We start from the raw sequence: 19,443 nt of genomic DNA, 5'->3' as shown, positions 1-19,443 counted from the left end.
TTGGGACCCGCCACGAGGATGGATTTTCATGACGCGGAACATCCGGCTTCGCCCCATCGCGATGCGCCTGACGGCTGCGACCTGGCTTGCACTTGGACTCAGCTGGACCGCCGGCAAAGCTCTCGCCGACGACCGGCCATGGCTCGATCGCACGGCGCTGCGGCCTTGGCCGCGGTCCTGTTTGGCGACGTCAATCCGAGCGGCCGGCTGCCAGTCACCTGTCCAGCCAAAGACGAGAACTTGGACGCGTCGATGGATCGCTGCAGCTCGGCGATGCAATGCCTCGGCCTATGAAGCGCCACCTTCCACGATCTCCCGGAATACCCTTCTCACCTCGGCCTGCGTTTCCCGCACCCGCGCCTCCAGCGAGGAGAAATCCGGCGCGTCGCCGGCGCGTGCCATCACGCGCTGAAGGTCGGTGCCCGCCGTCTCCGGCTTGAAGCGGTCGCTGACGCAGAGCCGCAGGATCTGCGTCAGATCGTGATAGATTCGCGCCGCCGCGCGCAGGATTTCCGCTTCCGAGTGCGACAGCACGCCGAGCCTTGCGGCATTTTCCAGCACCTGCACCGTTCCGACGTCGAGAATGTCAGGCTTGTGATGGGCGTGCACGAGCTGGAGATATTGCGCAATGAAGTCGATATCGACCATGCCGCCGGAGGCGTATTTCAGGTCCCAATGGTCGGTCTCGCCCTTCTCCTGTGCGATGGCACGACGCATGTCGGCGACGTCGTTGGCGGTGATCACGGGGTCGCGGCGGCGGGTCAGGACCTCTCGGATGATGCGCTCGATCCGCGCAGAAAATTCGGGCGACGCCGAGACCACGCGCGCGCGCGTCAATGCCATGTGCTCCCAGGTCCAGGCCTCATTGGCCTGGTAGTCCGCGAAGGAGACGAGGCTCGATGCCACCGGACCTGCGCGCCCCGAGGGCCGCAGCCGCATGTCGATCTCATAGAGCACGCCGTAATTGGTGCGGGTGGTGAAGGCGCTGATCAGACGCTGGGTGAAACGCGCGAAATAATGCGCGCCCTGGAGCGACTTCTCGCCGTCGGAGTCCGGATTGTCGCTGTCGAAATCGTAAAGCAGGATCAAATCGAGATCCGAGGACGCCGTCATCTCGCGGCTGCCGAGCCGGCCCATCGCGATGATGGCGGTCTGCTGGCCCTTGATCCGCCCGTGCTGGTCGGCGAAACGCTCGGCGACGAGGCCGTGCACGGTGTCGACGATGCCTTCCGCGACATCCGCAAAGGCCGTGCTCGCCTGCTGCGCCGACACGGTGCCCGAGAGAATGCGCGTGCCGATCAGGAACAGGCTCTCCTGTCCGAACAGACGCAGGCGGTCCAGAAATTCCTCGTAGGAGCTCGCGTCCTGCACCGTGGTCGCCAACCGCGCCGACAATTCCTGCTTGTTCGGCATCGCGCCGAAGAAGCGCGGATCGATCAGGCCATCCATCAGCTGCGGCTGCCGCGCCAGCATCTCGCCCAAGCGGGGCGCCGCGCCAAGCACGAGAGCCACGAGCGCGACGAGGTCGCGGTTCTGGCCGAGCAGCGTGATCAGCCGGCCGCCGCGCTGGAGCGCCCGGAGAAAATGGTCGAACGCCACGACGGCGCGGTCCGGCTCCTCGGCATGCGCGAGACCGTCAATCAGCGCCGGCACGAACTCGACAAAGGCGTTCCGCGTCTGCTCGTTGCGGAACACGCGATAGTCGCCCATGAGCCAGTCGCAGATGGTCTGCGCCACGGCGGCGGGCTTCTTGAAGCCGAGCGTTGCCAAATGCTGAAGCAGGCGCGGATCGTCCGGGCCAGCCCGATAGTCGATCGGGGGCAGGCTCGCTGAGCCGGCCGGATCGTCGCCTTCGAACAGTTTTTCGTAATGGCCCTGGACGATCTCGAGCTGGCGCAGCAGATCGCGCGCGAACGTCTCGCGGCTCTCATACCCGAAGAACCAGGCGAAACGTTCGACCGCCTCCTTGTCCTCAGGCAGCGCATGGGTTTGCTCGTCCGCGATCATCTGGAGGCGATGCTCGACCCGGCGCAGGAATTCGTAGGCGATGGTCAACTCGTCACGTGCGGAATCCGTGATCCAGTTGCTGGACGCGAGAATGTCGAGCGCGGCGAGCGTCGGCCGCACCCGCAGCTCCGGATTACGGCCACCGGCGATGAGTTGCTGGGTCTGGGCGAAGAACTCGATCTCGCGGATACCGCCGCGGCCGACCTTGACGTTGTGGCCCTCGACGGCGATCTCGCTCTGGCCGCGGTAGGTTTGCATCTGCCGCTTCATATCGTGCACATCGGCAAGCGCGGCGAAATCGAGATGCTTGCGCCAGACAAAGGGCGCGATTTCGGCCAGCAGCGCCTCGCCTGCCTTGGGATCGCCGGCGCAGGCCCGCGCCTTGATCATCGCGGCGCGTTCCCAGGTGCGCCCTTCCCGCTCGTAATAGTTCAACGCCGCGTCGCGGGAGATCGCGACCTGGGTCGAGGAGGGATCGGGCCGCAGCCGCAGGTCCACCCGGAACACATAACCGTCATAGGTGCGCTGCTGGAGGATGCGCGCCATGCCTTGTGTCACCCGGACGAAGAACGGTTGCGGCTCGATGTCTGGCGCGAGCGTCGTGGAATCGGGGTCGAAGAACACGATCAGATCGACGTCGCTGGAATAGTTCAGCTCGCCCGCACCCATCTTGCCCATGGCAAGCACGATCAGGCCGCAGCCCTCTTCCGGCGCCTCCGGATCCGGCGGCTGGATTTTTCCACGTGCGGCTTCCTGTCGCAGCAAATATTGGAGCGCAGCCTGCACCACGGAGACAGCGAGGTCGGTCAGCGCGGCCGTCACCCGCATCACCGGCCAGACCCCGCCGATGTCGCACAGCGCGATCAGGAGCGCCGCCTCCGCCTTCATGCGACGGAGCAGACGCATCACCTCGGCTTCGTCAGGTGCGGCCAGCACAGCGGCCCTCGCTTCCGCGATCAACGTAGCGAGATGCGTATCCGGTTCGCATTCGAGCAGCCGGACCAGGCGCGATGGATCAGCGCGCATCAGATCAAACAAATAAGGCGAGAATTCCGCGATTCCGCAGAGAACAGGCCGGGCAAAGCGATGGACCAGCAGCGCTTCAACACGGGCCCGTTGTGCGGGCTCGAGTTCGGTCAGCCAACTTTCAAAACGTCGTTCGTCTGATGCGGAAGCGGCAATATGGGGAGCCTCCGCGAAGCGGGCGGCGAGGCTCTCACCATGCTTGTCCGCGTTTCCCGGCGCGGAGTGGTTCATGCCACCTTCTGTGGCACATCCGCTACTGGAGGAGCAACCCTGTCGCCCGCACCGGCGCGCGCCGGCAGCAGCAGCGTGGCGACGAGACCGGGCTGCGCGTCGCTCAGCCGCAATTCGCCCCCATGCAAGGTGGCGACGGCAGACGCGAGACTGAGGCCGAGGCCCGAGCCCGGCATGGTGCGGCTCGCCTCCAGCCGCACGAACCGCTCGACGACGTGCTTGCGGTCGGCTTCGGGGATGCCGGGGCCGTGGTCGGTGACACTCAGCAGCACCTGATCGCCTTCGCGCCTGGCCTCGATCGTGATCTGACGTGCGTCCATGCTGATCACTGACCCCGCCGACTGGGTGGCGGGCTTGCCGTACTTGATCGCGTTCTCGACGAGGTTGGCGAGCGCCTGGCTGATCAATTCGCGGTTGCCGTGAATGGGTGCAGCCTGGGTCTTGACCTTCAAGGTCATGCCGTCGTCTTCGGCGAGCGGCTCGTAAAGCTCGTGGATTCCGCCGGCGACATCGGCCGCATCGAAATCATCCATGTTGCCGCGCGCCTGGCCGGACTCCGCGCGCGCGATCATCAGCAGCGCGTTGAAGGTACGGATCAGCCCGTCGGATTCCTCGATGGTGCGTTCCAGCGCCGCGCGATAATCGGTCTCGCAACCCGATTTCGCCAGCGCCTCCTCGGCGCGGTTGCGCAGGCGCGTCAGCGGCGTCTTGAGGTCGTGGGCGATGTTGTCCGAGACTTCTTTCAACCCCGCCATCAGCGCCTCGATCCGCTCCAGCATGGCGTTGAGGTTCTCGGCGAGGCGGTCGAGCTCGTCGCCGCTGCGCCCGACCGGCAAGCGCTCGCTGAGATCTCCGGTCATGATGCGATGCGCCGTACCTGACATCGCGTCGATGCGCGTCAGCACCCGGCGCGCGACGAAGACGCCGCCGCCGAGACCAAGCACGACGACGATCAGGATCGACCATTGCGCCGCCTTGGCGACGATGCTGAACAAGCGTCGCCGCTCGGCGAGGTCGCGGCCGATCAGGAGACGGAAACCGTTTTCCAATTCGGTGACGCGCACCAGCGCGCGATGGTCGCGGTCATCCGCATCCTCGAGGCGCCGGTAGGCGGTCTCCGACCAGCCGCGCGTCGCCATCACGCCAGGGGCCAGCGAGCCGACATTGCCGGCGACCGCCTGTCCGGTCGGCGTGGTCACGAGGTAGAGATTGGCGCCCGGTCGCAGCGCCCGATATTCGATCGTGCGCACGAGGCCGAACAGGCCGCGGCGTCCGTAGATCTCGTTGATCTCCGCGGTCTCGGAATTGACCGTCTGGGTGATCTCCTCGGTGATCAGCCGCCGCGTGTTCCAGGCGAAATAGCCGAGCAGCGAGGCGGCGAACATCGCGAACAGCAGCAGATAGACCAGCGTCAGCCGGAATGCCGTGGTGCGGACGAGTTTACCGAATGCCGTCACGGATCATACCCCGACTATCGCGACAGAAAGCAGCCGACTGCATCGCCAACGACGCCAAAACTGATCAAATCGCTACTCAGCTTACTCTTCGTGACAAGCATGAATTTCTGATCTTCGGGCTCAAAGACAAGCAGATAGCTTTTCTTGTCGTCCGCGACGGCAACACAGGACCTTCTCGTCTTGACGTCGTCGACAACCTCGATCCAATAAGGATCAACAAGCGCCTCCCTGAAGACACGAAGCTCCCGTTCCACTTTTTCGGGAGACCACGGATTGCCGTGCGCACCTTTAGGCACGTCGTAGACGCACTCATCGATTTCGCGCTCGACGGTCTGTCTTAGCTCCCGAAGGAAGAGGTCCAGTTGGTGGGGCATCAGAGCTCAAGCCACCTTCTCTACCGAATGCCGTCACGGATCATGTACCCGGCGCCGCGGATCGTGTGCAGCAGCGGCCGCTCGAATCCCTTGTCGATCTTGGAGCGCAGCCGCGAAATGTGCACGTCGATCACGTTGGTCTGCGGATCGAAATGATAGTCCCAGACGTTCTCCAGCAACATGGTGCGCGTGACAACCTGTCCGGCATGCTTCATCAGATATTCGAGCAAGCGGAATTCCCGCGGCTGCAGCGTCAGCTCGTCCTTGCCGCGGGCGACGCGGTGGGAGAGCCGGTCGAGCTCGAGGTCGCCGACACGGTAGAGCGTGTCTTCCGCCGGGCCGCCGCGGCGGCGCGACAGCACTTCGACGCGGGCGAGCAACTCGGCGAACGAATACGGTTTCGGCAAATAGTCGTCGCCGCCGGCGCGCAGTCCCTTGATGCGATCGTCCACCTGGCCCAGCGCGGAGAGAATCAGCACTGGCGTCGGGTCGTCCTTGTCGCGCAGCGCACCGATCAGAGACAGCCCGTCGCGCTTGGGCAGCATGCGGTCGACCACCAGCACGTCGTAATCGCCGTTCTCGGCCATGGCGAGGCCCTCCTCGCCGTCGCCGGCGTGGTCGGCAATGTGCCCGACCTCGCGAAACGCCTTCACGAGATAGTCGGCGGACTCGCGGTCGTCTTCAATGATGAGGAGGCGCATCGTGCGTTCGGCGGCGGTCAAGGAGGTCAACCTTCTCTAAACATGGCGCGAGCGGCAATCGCATGCAAGCCAGGCGAACCAGACCTGGCCAGGCAAAAAGGGCGGGCGGTGAAGCTGGGGGGACCTCACCGCCCTAGGCCTTCCGACGGAGGGGGGCGTAATTCCACCGGAAGGTAGGCGCGGGGAGCAAGCGTTGCGCTGCTCCCCGGAAGAGTGCCGACGGCGGGGGCGACTGATGCCGGCGACACCTTCATTTCGTAAGCCTCCTGAGGCGCCTTAGCCCTTGGCGATGGGCACCGCGACGAAGCGCGACTGGCCGCCGCTCTTCACGCGCATCAGGACGCTGTTCTTGTTGTCGGAGCGGGCCGTATTGATGGCCTCGCGGACGTCGCCGGCAGTGCTCACGCTCTTGCCGCCGACTTCGAGAATCACGTCACCCTCCTTGAAGCCGCGCTCGGCCGCGGCGCTCTTCGGATCGACTTCGGTGACCACAACGCCGTCCTTGCCGGCGCCGGCGACGGAGTTGGCGGGCGCAACCGTCATGCCGAGCTTCGGCACATCGGTGCCCTTGCTCGCGCCCCTGCCGCTGTCGTTATCGGTGTCGGCCTTGGCCTCGACCGTGTTCGGCAGCTGGCCGAGGGTGAGGTTCACGACCTTGTCCTGCCCCTTGTGCAGAACGTTGAGCTTCACGGACGCGCCGGGCGCCATGCCGCCGATAGTGCGGGCGAGCTCGCGGGCATCCTTGACGGATTCGCCGTTGACCGACGTGATCACGTCACCGGATTCGATGCCAGCTTTTGCAGCCGGGCCATCCTTCTGCGGCTCGGCCACCAGCGCACCTTCGGCCTTTTTCATGCCGAGGCTGTCGGCGATGTCGGATGTCACGGGCTGGATCTGCACACCGATCCAGCCACGGCTGACCGAGCCCTTGTCCTTGAGCTGGGCGACCACGCTTTTCACCGTGTTGGCGGGAATCGAGAACGCAATGCCGACGCTGCCGCCGGAAGGCGAGTAGATCGCCGTGTTGACGCCCATCACCTCGCCGTCGGTGTTGAAGGCCGGACCGCCGGAATTGCCCTTGTTCACGGGGGCGTCGATCTGGATGAAATCGTCATACGGGCCGTTGCCGATGTCGCGGCCGCTGGCCGAGACGATACCGGCGGTCACGGTACCACCGAGGCCGAAGGGATTGCCGACCGCGAGCACCCAATCACCGATCCGCGGCTTGCCGTCGGCAAGTTTCGCGAATGGGAAGTTGGAGCCGCCCTCGACCTTGATCAGGGCAAGGTCGGTGCGCTGGTCGGTGCCGATCACTTTGGCACTGTAGGTCTTGCCGTCGTCTGTGGTGACCTCAACCTTGTCGGCGCCGTCGACGACGTGGTTGTTCGTCACGGCAAATCCGTCCGCCGAGATGAAGAAGCCGGAGCCCTGGCCCTGCACGACGCGGCCACGGCCGCCCTTCAGACCGGGGATGCCATCAGGACCGCCGAAGCGACGGAAGAAGCGCTCCATCGGCGAGCCTGGCTGGAACGGCGAGGCGGAATCATCGCCGTCATCATTGCTCGCGGTCTTCTCCTTGATGTTGACCTTCACCGAGATCACCGAGGGCTTCACCCGCTCGACGATGTCGGCAAAGCCGATCGGACGCTCGACCTTCTTGACCTCGTTGTTGACCTGCGCATGCGCCGGGCTGGAGAACAAATCGGCGGGCGACGTCGACGGGCTGAAGCCATGAACGGCGACGCCGAGACCGGCGACGACCGAGGCCATCAGCGCAATTCTGCGCGCGGAAAACACCGAACGGCGGGGCTGCCGGTAGGACGGAAGGTTCGTGAGGTCGGGACGGTCGGTCATACGGAGGTCTCCAGGGCCTTGAAATTCATGCGATGCCTGACAGCGGCACCTTACGGACCTGAACATGGGGATCTCCGCCTTACCGTGGGCTGGCTGCGAGGTTAAACTTTTGTAATGAAGGCCGCCAGCGCTGCGGCAGTTTGGCGCAGGTTAAAAAAGCGCAGATTTTCAGGAACTTATGAGGGTTCCGGCAACCGCCGCCGAAGCGCTCTTGTCGCCGGTTCGCTGACGCCAACGAGCCGAGGCCGTTACCGCGATGTGGCGTCGTCGGACGTCAGGGCGGCGAGCCGCGCCTCTTCGTCGGGCGTGAGCGGCAATGCTGCACCATCAGCGCCACTTCGCGCGCGGCGCCGGTTTTGCCACCACAGCGCAAGCCCGCCGGCAGCCAGCAGCACAGGCGCGAGCAGCCACAGCAGCATGGTCTGCCGCTCGAAGCGCGGCTTCAGCAGCACAAACTCGCCGTAGCGCGCGACCAGGAAGTCCAGCACCTGGGAATTGCTGTCGCCCGCTGCGATGCGCTCGCGCACCAGCAGCCGCAGATCGCGCGCGAGCGGCGCATCGGAATCGTCGATCGACTGGTTCTGGCAGACCATGCAGCGCAGCTCGCGCGACAATTCGCGCGCGCGCGCCTCCTTCACGGGATCCGACATGATCTCGTCGGGCTGCACGGCATGCACCGCAGGCGCAGCCAGCAGCACAAGCGCAACGATCGCGGCCATCATCCGGCGCATCGGCTCACTCCGCCGGTTGCAGGCGTTGCCTGGCCCGCGCCGGTTTCGGCGCGCCGACGCGCAAGCGCCGGTCCGACAGCGACAGCATGCCGCCGAATGCCATCAGCACAGGCCCCCACCAGATCAGCAGCACCATCGGCTTGTGATAGATGCGCACGGCGATCGCGCCATCAGCGGTGACGTCACCGAGCGAGATATAGAGCTGGCTCGCACCGCGGGTCAGCAGCGCAGCCTCGGTGGTCGAGGAGCCGCGCGTGGTAAAACTGCGCTTTGACGGCGTCATGACGCTGAGCGCATCGCGACCCCGGCTGACGTTGAACTTGGCGACCATCTCGCGGTAGTTCGGCCCCTGCCGCTCGAGCAGCCCGTCGAGCTTCAGATCATAGCCAGCCACCTGCGCGACGTCGTTCGGCTTCATGGTCGCGATATATTCGCTGTTCCACGTGGTCTCGCAGACGATCCCGATCAATGCGATGCCCAGACCGGCATGCGCAAGGGCGCCCCCCCAGGTCGAACGTGGCAGGCCGCGGGCGCGGTGCAGCGCCGTGACAAACGGCAGGCGAAACAGGCCGGTTCGCTCGGTCAGGTCGGTTGCGGCGCCAGCGACGACGAAGACACCAAGCCCGATGGCCAACGGCGCGAGCGCACTGCCGCCACGGGTCCAAGCCCAGACAATGGCAACCACGATGAGGCCAGCGACGCCCGCCGCGAGCAGGCGCTGGGTGACCCCGAGCAAATCGCCGCGCTTCCACGCCAGCATCGGCCCGAACGGGACGGCGATCAGCAGCAGAGCGAACAACGGCACGAAGGAGAGATTGTAGAACGGTGCGCCCACCGACATCTTGAAATCGGCGAGCACTTCCATCGCCAGCGGATACAGCGTGCCGAACAGCACGACTGCGCAGGCGACGGTGAGCAGAAGATTGTTCAGCACCAGCGCGCCCTCGCGCGAGATCGGCGCGAACAGGCCGCCCTGCTTCAACGACGTCGCGCGAGCCGCGAACAGCGACAGGCTGCCGCCAATGAAGAGGCAGAGGATCAGCAGGATGAAGACGCCGCGGGTCGGATCATTGGCGAAGGCGTGCACGGAGGTGATGACACCCGAGCGCACGAGGAAAGTGCCGAGCAGCGACAGCGAGAAGGTCAGGATGGAAAGAAGGATGGTCCAGACCTTCAGCGCGTCGCGCTTCTCCATCACCAGCGCCGAATGCAGCAGCGCAGTGCCGGCGAGCCACGGCATCAGCGAGGCGTTCTCGACCGGATCCCAGAACCACCAGCCGCCCCAGCCGAGCTCGTAATAGGCCCAGTAGGATCCCATCGCGATGCCGAGCGTCAGGAAAATCCAGGCGACCAGCGTCCACGGCCGCACCCAGCGCGCCCAGGCCGCATCGATCCGCCCCTCGATCAGCGCCGCGATCGCAAAGGAAAACGAGATCGAGAAGCCGACATAGCCGAGATAGAGCATCGGCGGATGCACGGCCAGACCAATGTCCTGAAGCACCGGATTGAGGTCGCGCCCCTCGATCGGCGGATTGACGATGCGCAGGAACGGATTGGAGGTGATCAGGATGAACAGATAGAAGGCGCTCGCAATCCAGGCCTGGACGGCCAGCACGTGCGCGCGCAGCGACAGCGGCAGATTGTTGCCGAAAGCCGCAACGAGCCCGCCGAACAGGGCCAGGATCGACACCCACAGCAGCATCGAGCCTTCGTGGTTTCCCCACACGCCGGTGATCTTGTAGATCAACGGCTTCATGGAGTGGGAGTTCTCGTAGACGTTGGCGACGGAGAAATCCGAGATCACGTGCAGCGTCACCAGCGCAACGAACGAGGCACCGACGAACAGCAATTGTGCGAGCGCCGTGGAGCGCGCCACGTTCATCAGCGCGGGATCGCGCAAACGCGCCCCGATGACAGGCACGATGGACTGGATCAATGCCAGCGCGAGAGCCAGCACCAGGGCGTAATGTCCGGCTTCCGCGATCACCGCACGGCTCCCTGCGAATTGCCCTGCGCGGTCGTCGCCGCAGGCGTGATGCCGTTGGAAGCTTTGGCGCCGTAATCGTCCTTCCAGTGCCCCTGCTTCTTCAGGGCGTCTGCGACGTCCTTGGGCATGTAAGTCTCATCGTGCTTGGCGAGCACGGTGTCGGCCTTGAATACGCCATTGGCGTCGAGCGCGCCCTCGGCGACCACGCCCTGCCCTTCACGAAACAGATCGGGCAAGATGCCCTTGTAGGCGACGGGCAGCTTGGCACCGCCATCGGCAACTTCAAACGTCACCGCGAGATCGTCGCCGCGCTGGAGCGAACCCGGCTGCACCAATCCGCCGAGGCGAAAACGCTTGCCGGGCTGAACGTGCTTCTCGGCCACCATGGTCGGGGTCGAGAAGAACACGATGGAGTCGCGCAACGCGTTGAGCACCAGCGCCGCCGCGAGCGCGAGCACGGCAAGCGAACCGCCGATGATGATCATACGTCGCTGCTTGCGCGTCATGGCGTATCGGTTCTCCGCTCGTCTCGTGCTGCAACCGTCATCCGTCGAGCCCGAGAGTCTTGAGGCCTTCGTTGAGCTGGCGCAGCCGCTCGGAATCCTTCGCGACCGCCTGGCGCGCATCGGCCGAGGCGCCCATGGCCTTGTCGCGATCGCCCATCACCAGATAGGCGCGTACCAGACGCAGCCAGCCCTCGACGTCGTCGCCGTTCTGCTTGAGGCGCGTGGCGAGGCGTTCGACCATGCCGCGGATCATCGCGTTGCGATCACCGTCGTTCATGTCCCTGGAAGCCGCGATGGTCTCGTCGGACAGTGCCGGCATCGTCACGCCGCCACCCCCGACCCTCGCGAGCGAGGTCTGTACCAGGGGGCGCCACGGCGCATTCGCCGGTGCTTTCGCCAGCAGCGCGCGCCAGATATCGGCCGCGTCATCCCTGCGCCCGTCCTGCTCGGCAGCAAGGCCCAGGAAGTAGTTCGCCTTGGGGTCGTCGGCATTGAGCGCATGCGCGCGCTCGAACTCGGTCTTGGCTTCTGCCGTCACCACGCCGCTGGCTGCGGCTGCAATCGCCTCGCCCAGGTCGGAACGGCGCTCCGCACTCTCGCCGTTATAGGTGATCGAATTGCGATAGGCGCGCACGGCCTCGTCGAAGCGGCCGAGCCGCTCCAGCACCGGCGCAAGCACGTTCCAGCCGCGGCCATCGGTTGGATTCTTCTCCAGGTGTTGCTGGACCTGTTCGACGAGGTTCTCGAGCGACTGCGCCATGTTGGAGCCGGCCCCGCGCTCGCGCTGCGCCAGCGGGAAGTCGCCAAGCGCGGGCGAGCCGAGCGGAACGTAGATCCCCACCGCCGCCAAAGGCAGACCGATCAGCGCCAGCACGGCAGCCGCGCGGCGCCATTTCAGACTGGAGGTCGACACCAGCTCCGCCTCGCTGCCCGCGGCGGCGAGCAGCCTGCGGCTGATCTCGACGCGCGCGGCCTCGGCTTCGGGTCGCGCGATCAGTCCCGCGGCGAGATCACGCTCGATCTCGGCCAGCTGGTCCTTGTAGACCGTGACCTCGCTGCCTTGAGTGTCAGGACGTCCGCCACGGCCGAGCGGCCAGAGCACGGCGAATATCGCCGCGACCGTCATCAGCGCGAACACGAACCATAGCGTCATCTGGCAAGCTTCCGGGGGCGCGCGATCCGCGCCTACAGGTGGCTTTACACCACGGCCGGACAATGCGGCAATTGACAATTGTCAATTTGGCGCGAGCGCACACAGTCCCGAAATGGTGACAATCCAACGGCTTAGATGATCTCGAAGTCGGCGCTTCGAGCGGCGTCCTCGCCGTGCCCGTTGATGGCCTTCAGGAAGTATGTTCCGGGCGCGATTGCGTCGGGCAGGCGAATGCGCAGCGCGCCAAGCGGAACCTGGGATGTGATCCGTGTGGCGGTCTCGGGCAGCCGCCGACCGCTTGCCTTCTCGACCAGCACCAGCTTCGCGCCGACCATCAGACGCTGATATTTGGCAACAATGATACGGTTTTCGATTTCGATGGAGCTGATAATGGGTTTCATGCGCCCGCAGATAGCAATTCCAAAAACTTGCACGGGACCGTAGGGCCCTCACCTGGCATCGTCAATTAGAAATTGTGATTTCAATAAAATGCACCTGGATCAGCTTGCGCGCGTCGATTTTCGCTCGCCCGTGGCCGCGTTCTCCGCGGCACGGCTCATCAGCGAGGCGTAATCGTCGCCGAACAGCACCTGGCAGAAGCGGATCGCGGCCTGCACCTGCTGCTGACGGTAGGTGCGAACCTTGTGATCGGCGCCGCGCAGCGACTGCACCGCCTGCTCGGTCGACCGCTCCACATATTGCTGCAGGTCGGAATAGGTACGCAGCGTCACCTCGTTGATCGCAAGCTCGCTGGCATAGTTGCGACAGGTGGCGACGAAGTCGATCAGCGCGACGGTTTCCTCGACTTCTGTGGTATCGACCCGGGCGCCCGGCGGAATGTCCTTCTCCGGACGTTGGCGCAGGATGCGGCGAACGCGGCCGGGAACACTGTCGATCTCCGATTGCAGGGCGTTGGAGATGTCGGCGCGGATCGAGGTCAGCTGCTTGCCCCAGGGGGAATCGTTGCGCAGGTCGAGCTCCGTGCGCAGGCCGCGGACGCCGTCGTGCAGCGCTTTGAGATTGTCGGCGACCGTCTCGAAATGGCCGCGCTTGATGTCCATGCGCAGATTGGCGGCCACGCGGGACAGATCGTGCAGGGCCATCGTGACGGCGACGCCATAGGGCGTGGCCGCGACGCGGATCTCGTCATCGGAGGCGGCGATCTTGATGGCAAGACGAATGATCTGCCACGGCGCGGTCATGCGCTGGACGACGAGCGATAGCGCAAAGGGCAGCATCTGCGGGGTCTGAAGCACGGGAATATTCAGCGCAGACGTCACGGAGGCGATCTGGGGATCGCCGAACGTACGCAGGAAGCGCGGCAGTTTTTCGTTCAGCGTGGCCATGGCCTCGCGAACGGCGAGCACCGCGCCGATCGAATAGAGATCCTCGATCACGTTGGGCGGACCGACGCGGGCGAGCGCGCGCGACTTGTCGCCGCCGCCCGGTCCCGTCAGCTGGAAGATGGCGTCCGCAGCCACGGCCTGGAGCTTGAGCGTCAGTGCCTCGACCTGGCCCGAACTGTCAGTTGCCGGCATGCGCGCCAGGACTGCTTCGAACTCGTTGATCTTGTCCGGGGCACCGTCGCGGCCAAGCCATTGCCAGATCGGATTCAACGAGGACCGCCGGATCTGGCCGACACGGATCGGAGCGCCGGCCTCGACCAGGAACGGTTCCACAATCCGGAACAGCAGCCGTGACAGGTCGTCGGTACGCGGCGGCGCTGCTTCGTCGGCCTCCGTCTTGCGCACGATCTTGCGAAGTTGCTCGAGCACCAAGGTCGCCACAGCCGTGTCCTGGCCGCGCTCGAGCGCGCGTTCGAACTCCCGCATCAGCAGCGCCTGCGCCTGCGGCGGGAGCTGCGCGAGATAGTCCCTCAGCCGCTCGATCGATGTCTGGCTCATGCGCCCGGGTAATGCACGGTAAACTGGCGACGTAGGATGCGTCCCGCCCCGATCATAGGCGGGCGCGCCTTAAGAAGCCGTTGAGGAAGTCGCTCCGAAACCTCTCCGGTTTCGCCCGACAGCCCAAATAGCGGTTTGGGAACAGAGGATTATATTGGGACCTATATACGAGTTGACACAGGTAGACTTTTATCGAATCGCGTCCTACATTGCTCGGTGACGCGATGCCGGAACGGTGAACGGGTCGGCTTTGAAAACCGTAGCACCCTGTGGTGGGGTAGTGGGTTCGACTCCCACTCGCGTCTCCAGTTCTCTGGACGCTAGGAATACGGGGCGAGGTGCCACATAACTCGCCCCACTCCTCTCTCCCAAGTTCCCTTCCTTCTTTCTTTTTATTTCTTCAGATACGTTTGCCGTACAGGCACGTATCTAGCCTTCACCCCTTGTTCACGAAAATCGTGGTCTATATGATTCACTGCGTCATGGATGACAACACCACCGGGCTTGCCCGTGTCGCCGTGACATTGTTGGGCTTCTAGCTCAGCTGGAGACGCGAGTCTTAATACGCAAAACCCCGCTCAAAAGGCGGGGTTTTGTTGTTTAAGCATCCGACACGCTTTCCGGATCGAGGATAGTGATCTGCAACATGTCCGGCTCCTCGTCCTCAAGATGAGGAGGACGCCCGCCCTCGTATTCAGCAGCCAAATATGGAAGTTCACGAAGCCAATAGCCGTGCCCCGCGAGACGGATGAAGTCCTGCGGCATTCGCCACATCATGGTGCTCAGGACCATATCCGGGTTCTTGCCGCGGATGACTACTCCGCGCTGGTTCAGGGCTTCCATCAGTTCTCGACGCGTGACCGGCTTGCCGCGCTCTCGGATGATCTGCTGTGCTAAGCGGCCAACCTCAGCTCGGTCTGGGTTTTTGCGAGTCGTCTTTGGCGGCGGTAACGGCGGCGAATCGACCTTGGCATTAGCCAGAAGCCCAGCGAAAGCAGTCCCGATCATTACATCTTCCTTCAAATGCCCGTGATCAGTATCCGGTGAATTACGGGGATTGGTATCTTCATTTGTATCCGTAGTTGCCCGGATGTTCGCGAAGTGGTGCCAGCTATTGATGAAGATTTGCACCGCCGCCAGTTCTTTACGTAGTCCCTCAAGCTTCTGATTATGCTTGTTAATCTCGGCGGCGATCTCGTCGCGCCGTCTTTGGGCATTATCTAGGACATGATCGGACATAGCGCCTCTCCGTGTTCACCCATTGTACTGCAATGCGGTGGATACGTGCAAGCGGAACCAGATTCAGTTTTGAAAAGTGTATCTTCGCCGGTATATTGATGAACGCCGTCCTAAACGACTTCGGCTCGCCGAGGGGAATTGCAGTCCCCAGAGCGAGCCGATGTTTAGGTTCCGAAGCGGTGTCCGTAGCACTACCGCAACGGATGGAAGCAGGAAGTGACCCCCTAAGTTCCGTTGGGGAATATACCACTTCCTGCTCATCGGCTCAAGTGTGCGTAACGTCACACTTGAAAAGGAACACCCATGCCAAAGGTTTGGGTCGAAACTTACTACCGCGTGCGTGATGGCAAAGTTCAACACGTGCGCGGACACTGGCGGCGCTGGCCTCAGCGTTGCGGATCAGCCACCGTCATTTCGTTTCCGCATCCTTCGGCTGCGTAAGGAGACGACGTTTTTCTGATCTACCTTCTTGCCGCCGGGCCTCGTGCCCGGCGGTTTCTTTTTTTTAGACTTGTCGATGTTGGCCTGCACTTCCCTCGGATCGGTCCCGATGAAGCGCTTCAGAGCCTCGTCAAACGGCATATCAAGACCGAACGGCGGCTCTGGCGGCTGACTTCGAATCTTCGTCTTTTTCACGAGATCAGAACCTTGTACGGGAGCGCCCCGGCAACGCCTTCGAACAAGTCGTTCATGCGTTCGGCCGCCGTCATGCTACGCCGATTGAGCCGCCAAGTCATTTCCTGCACGTACTGTTGCAGATGCTTTTCGCTCACCCAATGGTGGGTACCGACGATTTGACGTTTAAGAAGCGCCCAAACGCTTTCGATGCTGTTTGTGTGAGCCTCGCCGCGCTTGTACTCGCCATGCTGATGGTTGACGATCTCGTGGTTCTGGTAGCCCTCAAGGCGTTGGTAGACAGGATGGCCATCGGTCGCGAGCATGGTCGCATCCTTCGCCACGGTCTCATTGACGAACTCGTGCATGGTCTTTTTGTTGGCGATCGGCAGAACCTTGGCGACAATCTCGCCATCGCGCTCGACCGCGCCAATGACCGGCGTCTTGTCTTTCGGGCCGCCGCCAGCACCACTGCGGCGCTTGTGACGGTTGATGGCCTTGCCGCCCACGTAGGTCTCATCCACTTCAACAACGCCAGTGAGCGGCTTATTGAACGAGCGAGTGCGCGCGGCGTGACGCAGGCGATGCAGAACGAACCAGGCTGACTTCTGAGTGATCCCCAAGTCCCGCGCCAACGTGGTTGAAGCAATCCCTTTCGGATGGTTGGTGATCAGCCAGATCGCGCCGAACCAAACGCGCAGCGGGAGCTTGGTATCCTCAAAGATAGTGCCGACAGTCACCGAGAAATTGCGCAGGCAATCCGAGCATCGGAACTTGTTCTTCCGGCTCAGAGTGTAGGTCTTGGCGCAATCGCAGTAGGGGCAGACCGCGCCTTCCGGCCAACGGATGGCAGTGAAATGGTCAATCGCAGTCTGTGGGTCCTGAAAGGCGATCATCAGATCGGTCAGAGTTTTGAACTGCGTGAGCATCTGCTTTCCCCTTATGATGAGAAAGATAGGGGAATTTTAGTTCTGTGTCAACTGGTATATAGGTCCCATTATATTCCGGGCAGCACCAGCTCGGCCCGCAAGCCGCCAATCGGCGCGCTGCCGAGCGAAAGACTGCCGCCGTAGAGCGCAGCGAGGTCGGTCACGATGGACAGCCCAAGTCCCGAGCCCGGCTTGGATTCATCCAGCCGCTGGCCGCGGCGGGAGGCCTGGGCGCGCTCGGCCTCGGAGAGGCCGCGCCCGTCATCATCGACGATGAGCCGCAGCCTGGGGCCTGTGCCTGCACGGGTCGGGGCCTCCACCAGCGCCTCGATGAGAACGCGCGAGGCCGCCCATTTGCAGGCATTGTCGACGAGGTTGCCGACCATCTCCTCCAGATCCTGCTTCTCGCCCCGGAATTTCGCGGCCGGATCCGCCTTGGCCTCCACAGTGATGCCGCGGCCGCGGTGGATCTTCTCCATGGTCCGCCGCAGCGCCTCGATGGCCGGCGCAACCTCCGTCACGGTGCCGACGATCGAGACCCTGGCTGCGATGCGAGCGCGCTCCAGATGGTGGGCGAGCTGGTTACGCATCACATCGGCCTGCTCCATCACCTTGGCCGAGAACGGATCGGCGGCATGCGCGCCGGCCTCGTTGACGATCACCGACAGCGGCGTCTTGATCGCATGGGCGAGATTGCCGACATGGGTGCGGGCGCGCTCGACGATCTCCCTGTTGGCATCGATCAGCGCATTGGTCTCGCGCGCCAGCGGCGCGATCTCCACCGGAAATTCGCCTTCGAGCCGCTCGGCCCGTCCGGAGCGGATATCGGCGATGGATTCGGAGATGCGCTTGAGCGGCGCAAGGAGGGCCGAAGCGGACCTGGAACACGGTCGTCAGCAGCAGCACGATCCCGAGCGCGGTGAAGGTGCCGCCAAGATAGTAGTCGAAGCTGCGTGTCTCATCGAAGATCTCGGTGTCGTCGCCGGCGACGCTGACAAGGTATTTGCCGTCGGCGCCGAGATCGACGGGACGCTCGACCATGCGCAGGTTCTGCCCCTCGGGCCCGTCGACGTAAGCGAGACGAATGCCGGCTGCGGTGAGCTCGGCGCCCTGGTCTTCCAGCTTCGGCAGCTTCTTGTCCCAGAGAGAGCGTGAGGAGCGCACCTCCGGCTTCTCGGTGTCGGTGCGTGTGATCTGCCAGTACCAGCCGGACAACGGCAGCTCGAACAGGGGCTCGCCCAGCGACTGGAACTGGCGATCCGGCGGTTCATCGGGGGTTGCGACCTCTGCGATGAGGGTGCGCAGATAAAGGTTGAGCCGGCGATCGAAGGCGCGCTCGGTCGCATTCTTGTAGACTGACGACAGCACCACGCCGGTTATGGCCAGAATGACCACGAGCCAGGCGGTCGCCGACAGGAACAGGCGGTTCGCAAGCGAGCTGGCGGGCATCGGAATGATCCCGGAGGCGCGAGGTGGTGGCAGGGCATCGGCGGTCATATCAAGGACCAAGGCCCGTGTCGGGCCGCCCGTCAAGCCCACACCGCTCAAGCACCCGGCGTCGGCGGCGGGGTCAGGAGATAGCCGAGGCCGCGGACGGTCTGGATGATGTCGACATCGAGCTTCTTGCGGATGCGGCCGACGAAGACCTCAATCGTATTGGAGTCGCGATCGAAGTCCTGGTCGTAGAGATGCTCGACCAGCTCGGTGCGCGAAACCACCCGCCCGGAATGGTGCATGAGGTAGGCCAGAAGGCGATATTCGTGCGAGGTCATCTTGACCGGATTGCCCGACACGCTGACGCGGCCGGTGCGGGTGTCGAGAGTGACGGGGCCGCAGCTGAGTTCGCTCTGGGCATGGCCGGTGGAGCGGCGCAGCAGCGCGCGGATGCGCGCCAGCACCTCCTCCAGATGGAACGGTTTTGGCACGTAATCGTCGGCGCCGGCGTCGAAGCCCTGCACCTTGTCGCTCCAGCGGTCGCGCGCGGTGAGGATCAAAACCGGCATGGTGCGACCGTTGCGGCGCCAGGCCTCCAGCACCGAGATGCCGTCCTTCTTGGGCAGGCCGATGTCGAGCACCACGGCGTCATACGGTTCGTTGTCGCCGAGATAGTGCCCCTCCTCTCCGTCGAAGGCACGGTCGACGACATAACCGGCGTCCGTCAGCGCCTTTGTGAGCTGGCGATTGAGATCGGGGTCGTCCTCAACAACAAGCAGGCGCACGCTTCTCTCCAGAAATAGACTGCACGATCGATTGCCAGAGATGATCAATTCCGGCGTGAACTGGATATGAACGCGGGGAACCACCGGCGTTACTTTTTGGTCATATACGACGTGTCAGGAACAAACGCGACTACGCCCGCCAGCCCACCGGACGGACCGGAGGCATGGCGGGCGCAATGTGCCGCCGATAGCGGCTGGTCGGAAGGTCCGCCCTTCCCGCTGTTTGAGCCGTCAGGTCCTGAAGAATACGAACCAGATGACGGCAAGAATCAGGATCGCAAGCCCGGTCGAGATGGCGAGCAGCGCGGCCACGGAGGGCCCGGGTTCGCCCTGGCGTGCCTCGGTCGCGGTTTCGACGATCCGGTTCTGCTCTCGCGTGGTTGCCATGACGCCCTCAATCTCTCGGTGCCGCCCCCGGTGACCGCGAGTTCTTCGCAGCCAGTGTCGGAAGCCAACGCCCGATCCGATTTGATGTTCCGGTTTTTGGGACTGAATCGGCCCGAACCGCAG

17 protein-coding genes, 1 tRNA gene and 1 pseudogene are annotated in these 19,443 nt (G+C 63.8%); 2 read left to right on the top strand and 17 right to left on the bottom strand.

Annotated elements, in window-relative coordinates; genetic code table 11:
- Positions 1 to 18: 18 nt before the first annotated feature.
- On the top strand, positions 19 to 294 hold the full coding sequence (locus ACVIIW_RS22100) for a glycoside hydrolase family 3 C-terminal domain-containing protein (RefSeq protein WP_456702656.1): 276 nt from the start codon (positions 19 to 21) through the stop codon (positions 292 to 294).
- On the opposite strand, the gene ACVIIW_RS22095 is transcribed toward ACVIIW_RS22100, so the two are convergent.
- The 11 genes from ACVIIW_RS22095 to ACVIIW_RS22045 all read right to left on the bottom strand — a co-directional run bounded on the left by ACVIIW_RS22095 (position 289) and on the right by ACVIIW_RS22045 (position 13,931).
- Positions 289 to 3,264 carry a bifunctional [glutamine synthetase] adenylyltransferase/[glutamine synthetase]-adenylyl-L-tyrosine phosphorylase gene (locus ACVIIW_RS22095; RefSeq protein ID WP_456702655.1) on the bottom strand — a complete coding sequence of 992 codons (2,976 nt, stop codon included), beginning with the start codon at positions 3,262 to 3,264 and terminating at the stop codon, positions 289 to 291. The genes ACVIIW_RS22100 and ACVIIW_RS22095 overlap by 6 nt on opposite strands.
- A complete protein-coding gene (locus tag ACVIIW_RS22090; RefSeq protein WP_456702654.1) occupies positions 3,261 to 4,721 on the bottom strand; it encodes an ATP-binding protein in 1,461 nt (486 codons plus the stop codon). The genes ACVIIW_RS22095 and ACVIIW_RS22090 overlap by 4 nt, the downstream gene beginning before the upstream one ends.
- A 14-nt stretch (positions 4,722 to 4,735) precedes the next feature.
- Complete coding sequence (locus ACVIIW_RS22085) at positions 4,736 to 5,095, bottom strand: hypothetical protein (protein WP_456702653.1); 360 nt, start codon at positions 5,093 to 5,095, stop codon at positions 4,736 to 4,738.
- 20 nt (positions 5,096 to 5,115) lie between these two features.
- A complete protein-coding gene (locus ACVIIW_RS22080; protein WP_092226828.1) occupies positions 5,116 to 5,796 on the bottom strand; it encodes a response regulator transcription factor in 681 nt (226 codons plus the stop codon).
- Between the two features lie 276 nt (positions 5,797 to 6,072).
- The gene (locus ACVIIW_RS22075) at positions 6,073 to 7,650 is read right to left on the bottom strand and encodes a Do family serine endopeptidase (RefSeq protein ID WP_456702652.1); all 1,578 of its coding nucleotides are present in this window, start codon (positions 7,648 to 7,650) and stop codon (positions 6,073 to 6,075) included.
- A 248-nt stretch (positions 7,651 to 7,898) separates the two neighbouring features.
- A complete protein-coding gene (locus ACVIIW_RS22070; RefSeq protein WP_456702651.1) occupies positions 7,899 to 8,381 on the bottom strand; it encodes a cytochrome c-type biogenesis protein in 483 nt (160 codons plus the stop codon).
- A 4-nt stretch (positions 8,382 to 8,385) separates the two neighbouring features.
- Positions 8,386 to 10,368 carry a heme lyase CcmF/NrfE family subunit gene (locus tag ACVIIW_RS22065; RefSeq protein WP_456702650.1) on the bottom strand — a complete coding sequence of 661 codons (1,983 nt, stop codon included), beginning with the start codon at positions 10,366 to 10,368 and terminating at the stop codon, positions 8,386 to 8,388.
- A complete protein-coding gene (ccmE, locus tag ACVIIW_RS22060; protein WP_456702649.1) occupies positions 10,365 to 10,874 on the bottom strand; it encodes a cytochrome c maturation protein CcmE in 510 nt (169 codons plus the stop codon). The genes ACVIIW_RS22065 and ccmE overlap by 4 nt, the downstream gene beginning before the upstream one ends.
- Positions 10,875 to 10,911: 37 nt before the next feature.
- A complete protein-coding gene (gene ccmI / locus ACVIIW_RS22055) occupies positions 10,912 to 12,027 on the bottom strand; it encodes a c-type cytochrome biogenesis protein CcmI (protein WP_456702648.1) in 1,116 nt (371 codons plus the stop codon).
- Positions 12,028 to 12,158: 131 nt separating this feature from the next.
- Entirely contained in the window at positions 12,159 to 12,461 is a 303-nt protein-coding gene (locus ACVIIW_RS22050; protein WP_456702647.1) for a hypothetical protein, read from the bottom strand.
- Between the two features lie 66 nt (positions 12,462 to 12,527).
- On the bottom strand, positions 12,528 to 13,931 hold the full coding sequence (locus ACVIIW_RS22045; protein WP_456702646.1) for a hypothetical protein: 1,404 nt from the start codon (positions 13,929 to 13,931) through the stop codon (positions 12,528 to 12,530).
- 218 nt (positions 13,932 to 14,149) lie between these two features.
- On the opposite strand from ACVIIW_RS22045, the gene ACVIIW_RS22040 reads away from it, so the two are divergent.
- Positions 14,150 to 14,239: transfer RNA gene (locus ACVIIW_RS22040), tRNA-Ser, on the top strand.
- Between the two features lie 292 nt (positions 14,240 to 14,531).
- Here ACVIIW_RS22040 and ACVIIW_RS22035 read toward each other — a convergent pair.
- The 6 genes and pseudogenes from ACVIIW_RS22035 to ACVIIW_RS22010 form a co-directional block, all read right to left on the bottom strand.
- A complete protein-coding gene (locus ACVIIW_RS22035) occupies positions 14,532 to 15,170 on the bottom strand; it encodes a hypothetical protein (RefSeq protein ID WP_456700806.1) in 639 nt (212 codons plus the stop codon).
- A 399-nt stretch (positions 15,171 to 15,569) separates the two neighbouring features.
- Positions 15,570 to 15,806, bottom strand: coding sequence for a hypothetical protein (locus ACVIIW_RS22030; protein ID WP_456700807.1), 237 nt, complete (start codon positions 15,804 to 15,806; stop codon positions 15,570 to 15,572).
- Complete coding sequence (locus ACVIIW_RS22025) at positions 15,803 to 16,714, bottom strand: IS1595 family transposase (protein ID WP_456700808.1); 912 nt, start codon at positions 16,712 to 16,714, stop codon at positions 15,803 to 15,805. The genes ACVIIW_RS22030 and ACVIIW_RS22025 overlap by 4 nt, the downstream gene beginning before the upstream one ends.
- A gap of 68 nt (positions 16,715 to 16,782) precedes the next feature.
- Positions 16,783 to 18,163: pseudogene (locus ACVIIW_RS22020) on the bottom strand (sensor histidine kinase).
- Positions 18,164 to 18,258: 95 nt separating this feature from the next.
- Positions 18,259 to 18,933: a response regulator transcription factor gene (locus tag ACVIIW_RS22015; RefSeq protein WP_092226734.1), complete on the bottom strand. Its 675-nt coding sequence runs from the start codon at positions 18,931 to 18,933 to the stop codon at positions 18,259 to 18,261.
- A 231-nt stretch (positions 18,934 to 19,164) separates the two neighbouring features.
- Positions 19,165 to 19,320: a hypothetical protein gene (locus ACVIIW_RS22010; RefSeq protein ID WP_177242965.1), complete on the bottom strand. Its 156-nt coding sequence runs from the start codon at positions 19,318 to 19,320 to the stop codon at positions 19,165 to 19,167.
- Positions 19,321 to 19,443: the final 123 nt, after the last annotated feature.

It is taken from the genome of Bradyrhizobium sp. USDA 4449 (assembly GCF_054056275.1).
The sequence above is the reverse complement of the archived record's forward strand: the minus strand, read 5'-3'. Positions and strand labels throughout refer to the sequence as shown.

Coding starts and splice junctions, on each gene's coding strand:
- ACVIIW_RS22095 (WP_456702655.1), bottom strand. CDS start 3,264: ATGAACCACTCCGCGCCGGGAAACGCGGACAAGCATGGTGAGAGCCTC.
- ACVIIW_RS22075 (WP_456702652.1), bottom strand. CDS start 7,650: ATGACCGACCGTCCCGACCTCACGAACCTTCCGTCCTACCGGCAGCCC.
- ACVIIW_RS22045 (WP_456702646.1), bottom strand. CDS start 13,931: ATGAGCCAGACATCGATCGAGCGGCTGAGGGACTATCTCGCGCAGCTC.
- ACVIIW_RS22035 (WP_456700806.1), bottom strand. CDS start 15,170: ATGTCCGATCATGTCCTAGATAATGCCCAAAGACGGCGCGACGAGATC.
- ACVIIW_RS22010 (WP_177242965.1), bottom strand. CDS start 19,320: ATGGCAACCACGCGAGAGCAGAACCGGATCGTCGAAACCGCGACCGAG.
- ACVIIW_RS22100 (WP_456702656.1), top strand. CDS start 19: ATGGATTTTCATGACGCGGAACATCCGGCTTCGCCCCATCGCGATGCG.
- ccmE (WP_456702649.1), bottom strand. CDS start 10,874: ATGACGCGCAAGCAGCGACGTATGATCATCATCGGCGGTTCGCTTGCC.
- ACVIIW_RS22085 (WP_456702653.1), bottom strand. CDS start 5,095: ATGCCCCACCAACTGGACCTCTTCCTTCGGGAGCTAAGACAGACCGTC.
- ACVIIW_RS22025 (WP_456700808.1), bottom strand. CDS start 16,714: ATGCTCACGCAGTTCAAAACTCTGACCGATCTGATGATCGCCTTTCAG.
- ACVIIW_RS22070 (WP_456702651.1), bottom strand. CDS start 8,381: ATGCGCCGGATGATGGCCGCGATCGTTGCGCTTGTGCTGCTGGCTGCG.
- ccmI (WP_456702648.1), bottom strand. CDS start 12,027: ATGACGCTATGGTTCGTGTTCGCGCTGATGACGGTCGCGGCGATATTC.
- ACVIIW_RS22080 (WP_092226828.1), bottom strand. CDS start 5,796: ATGCGCCTCCTCATCATTGAAGACGACCGCGAGTCCGCCGACTATCTC.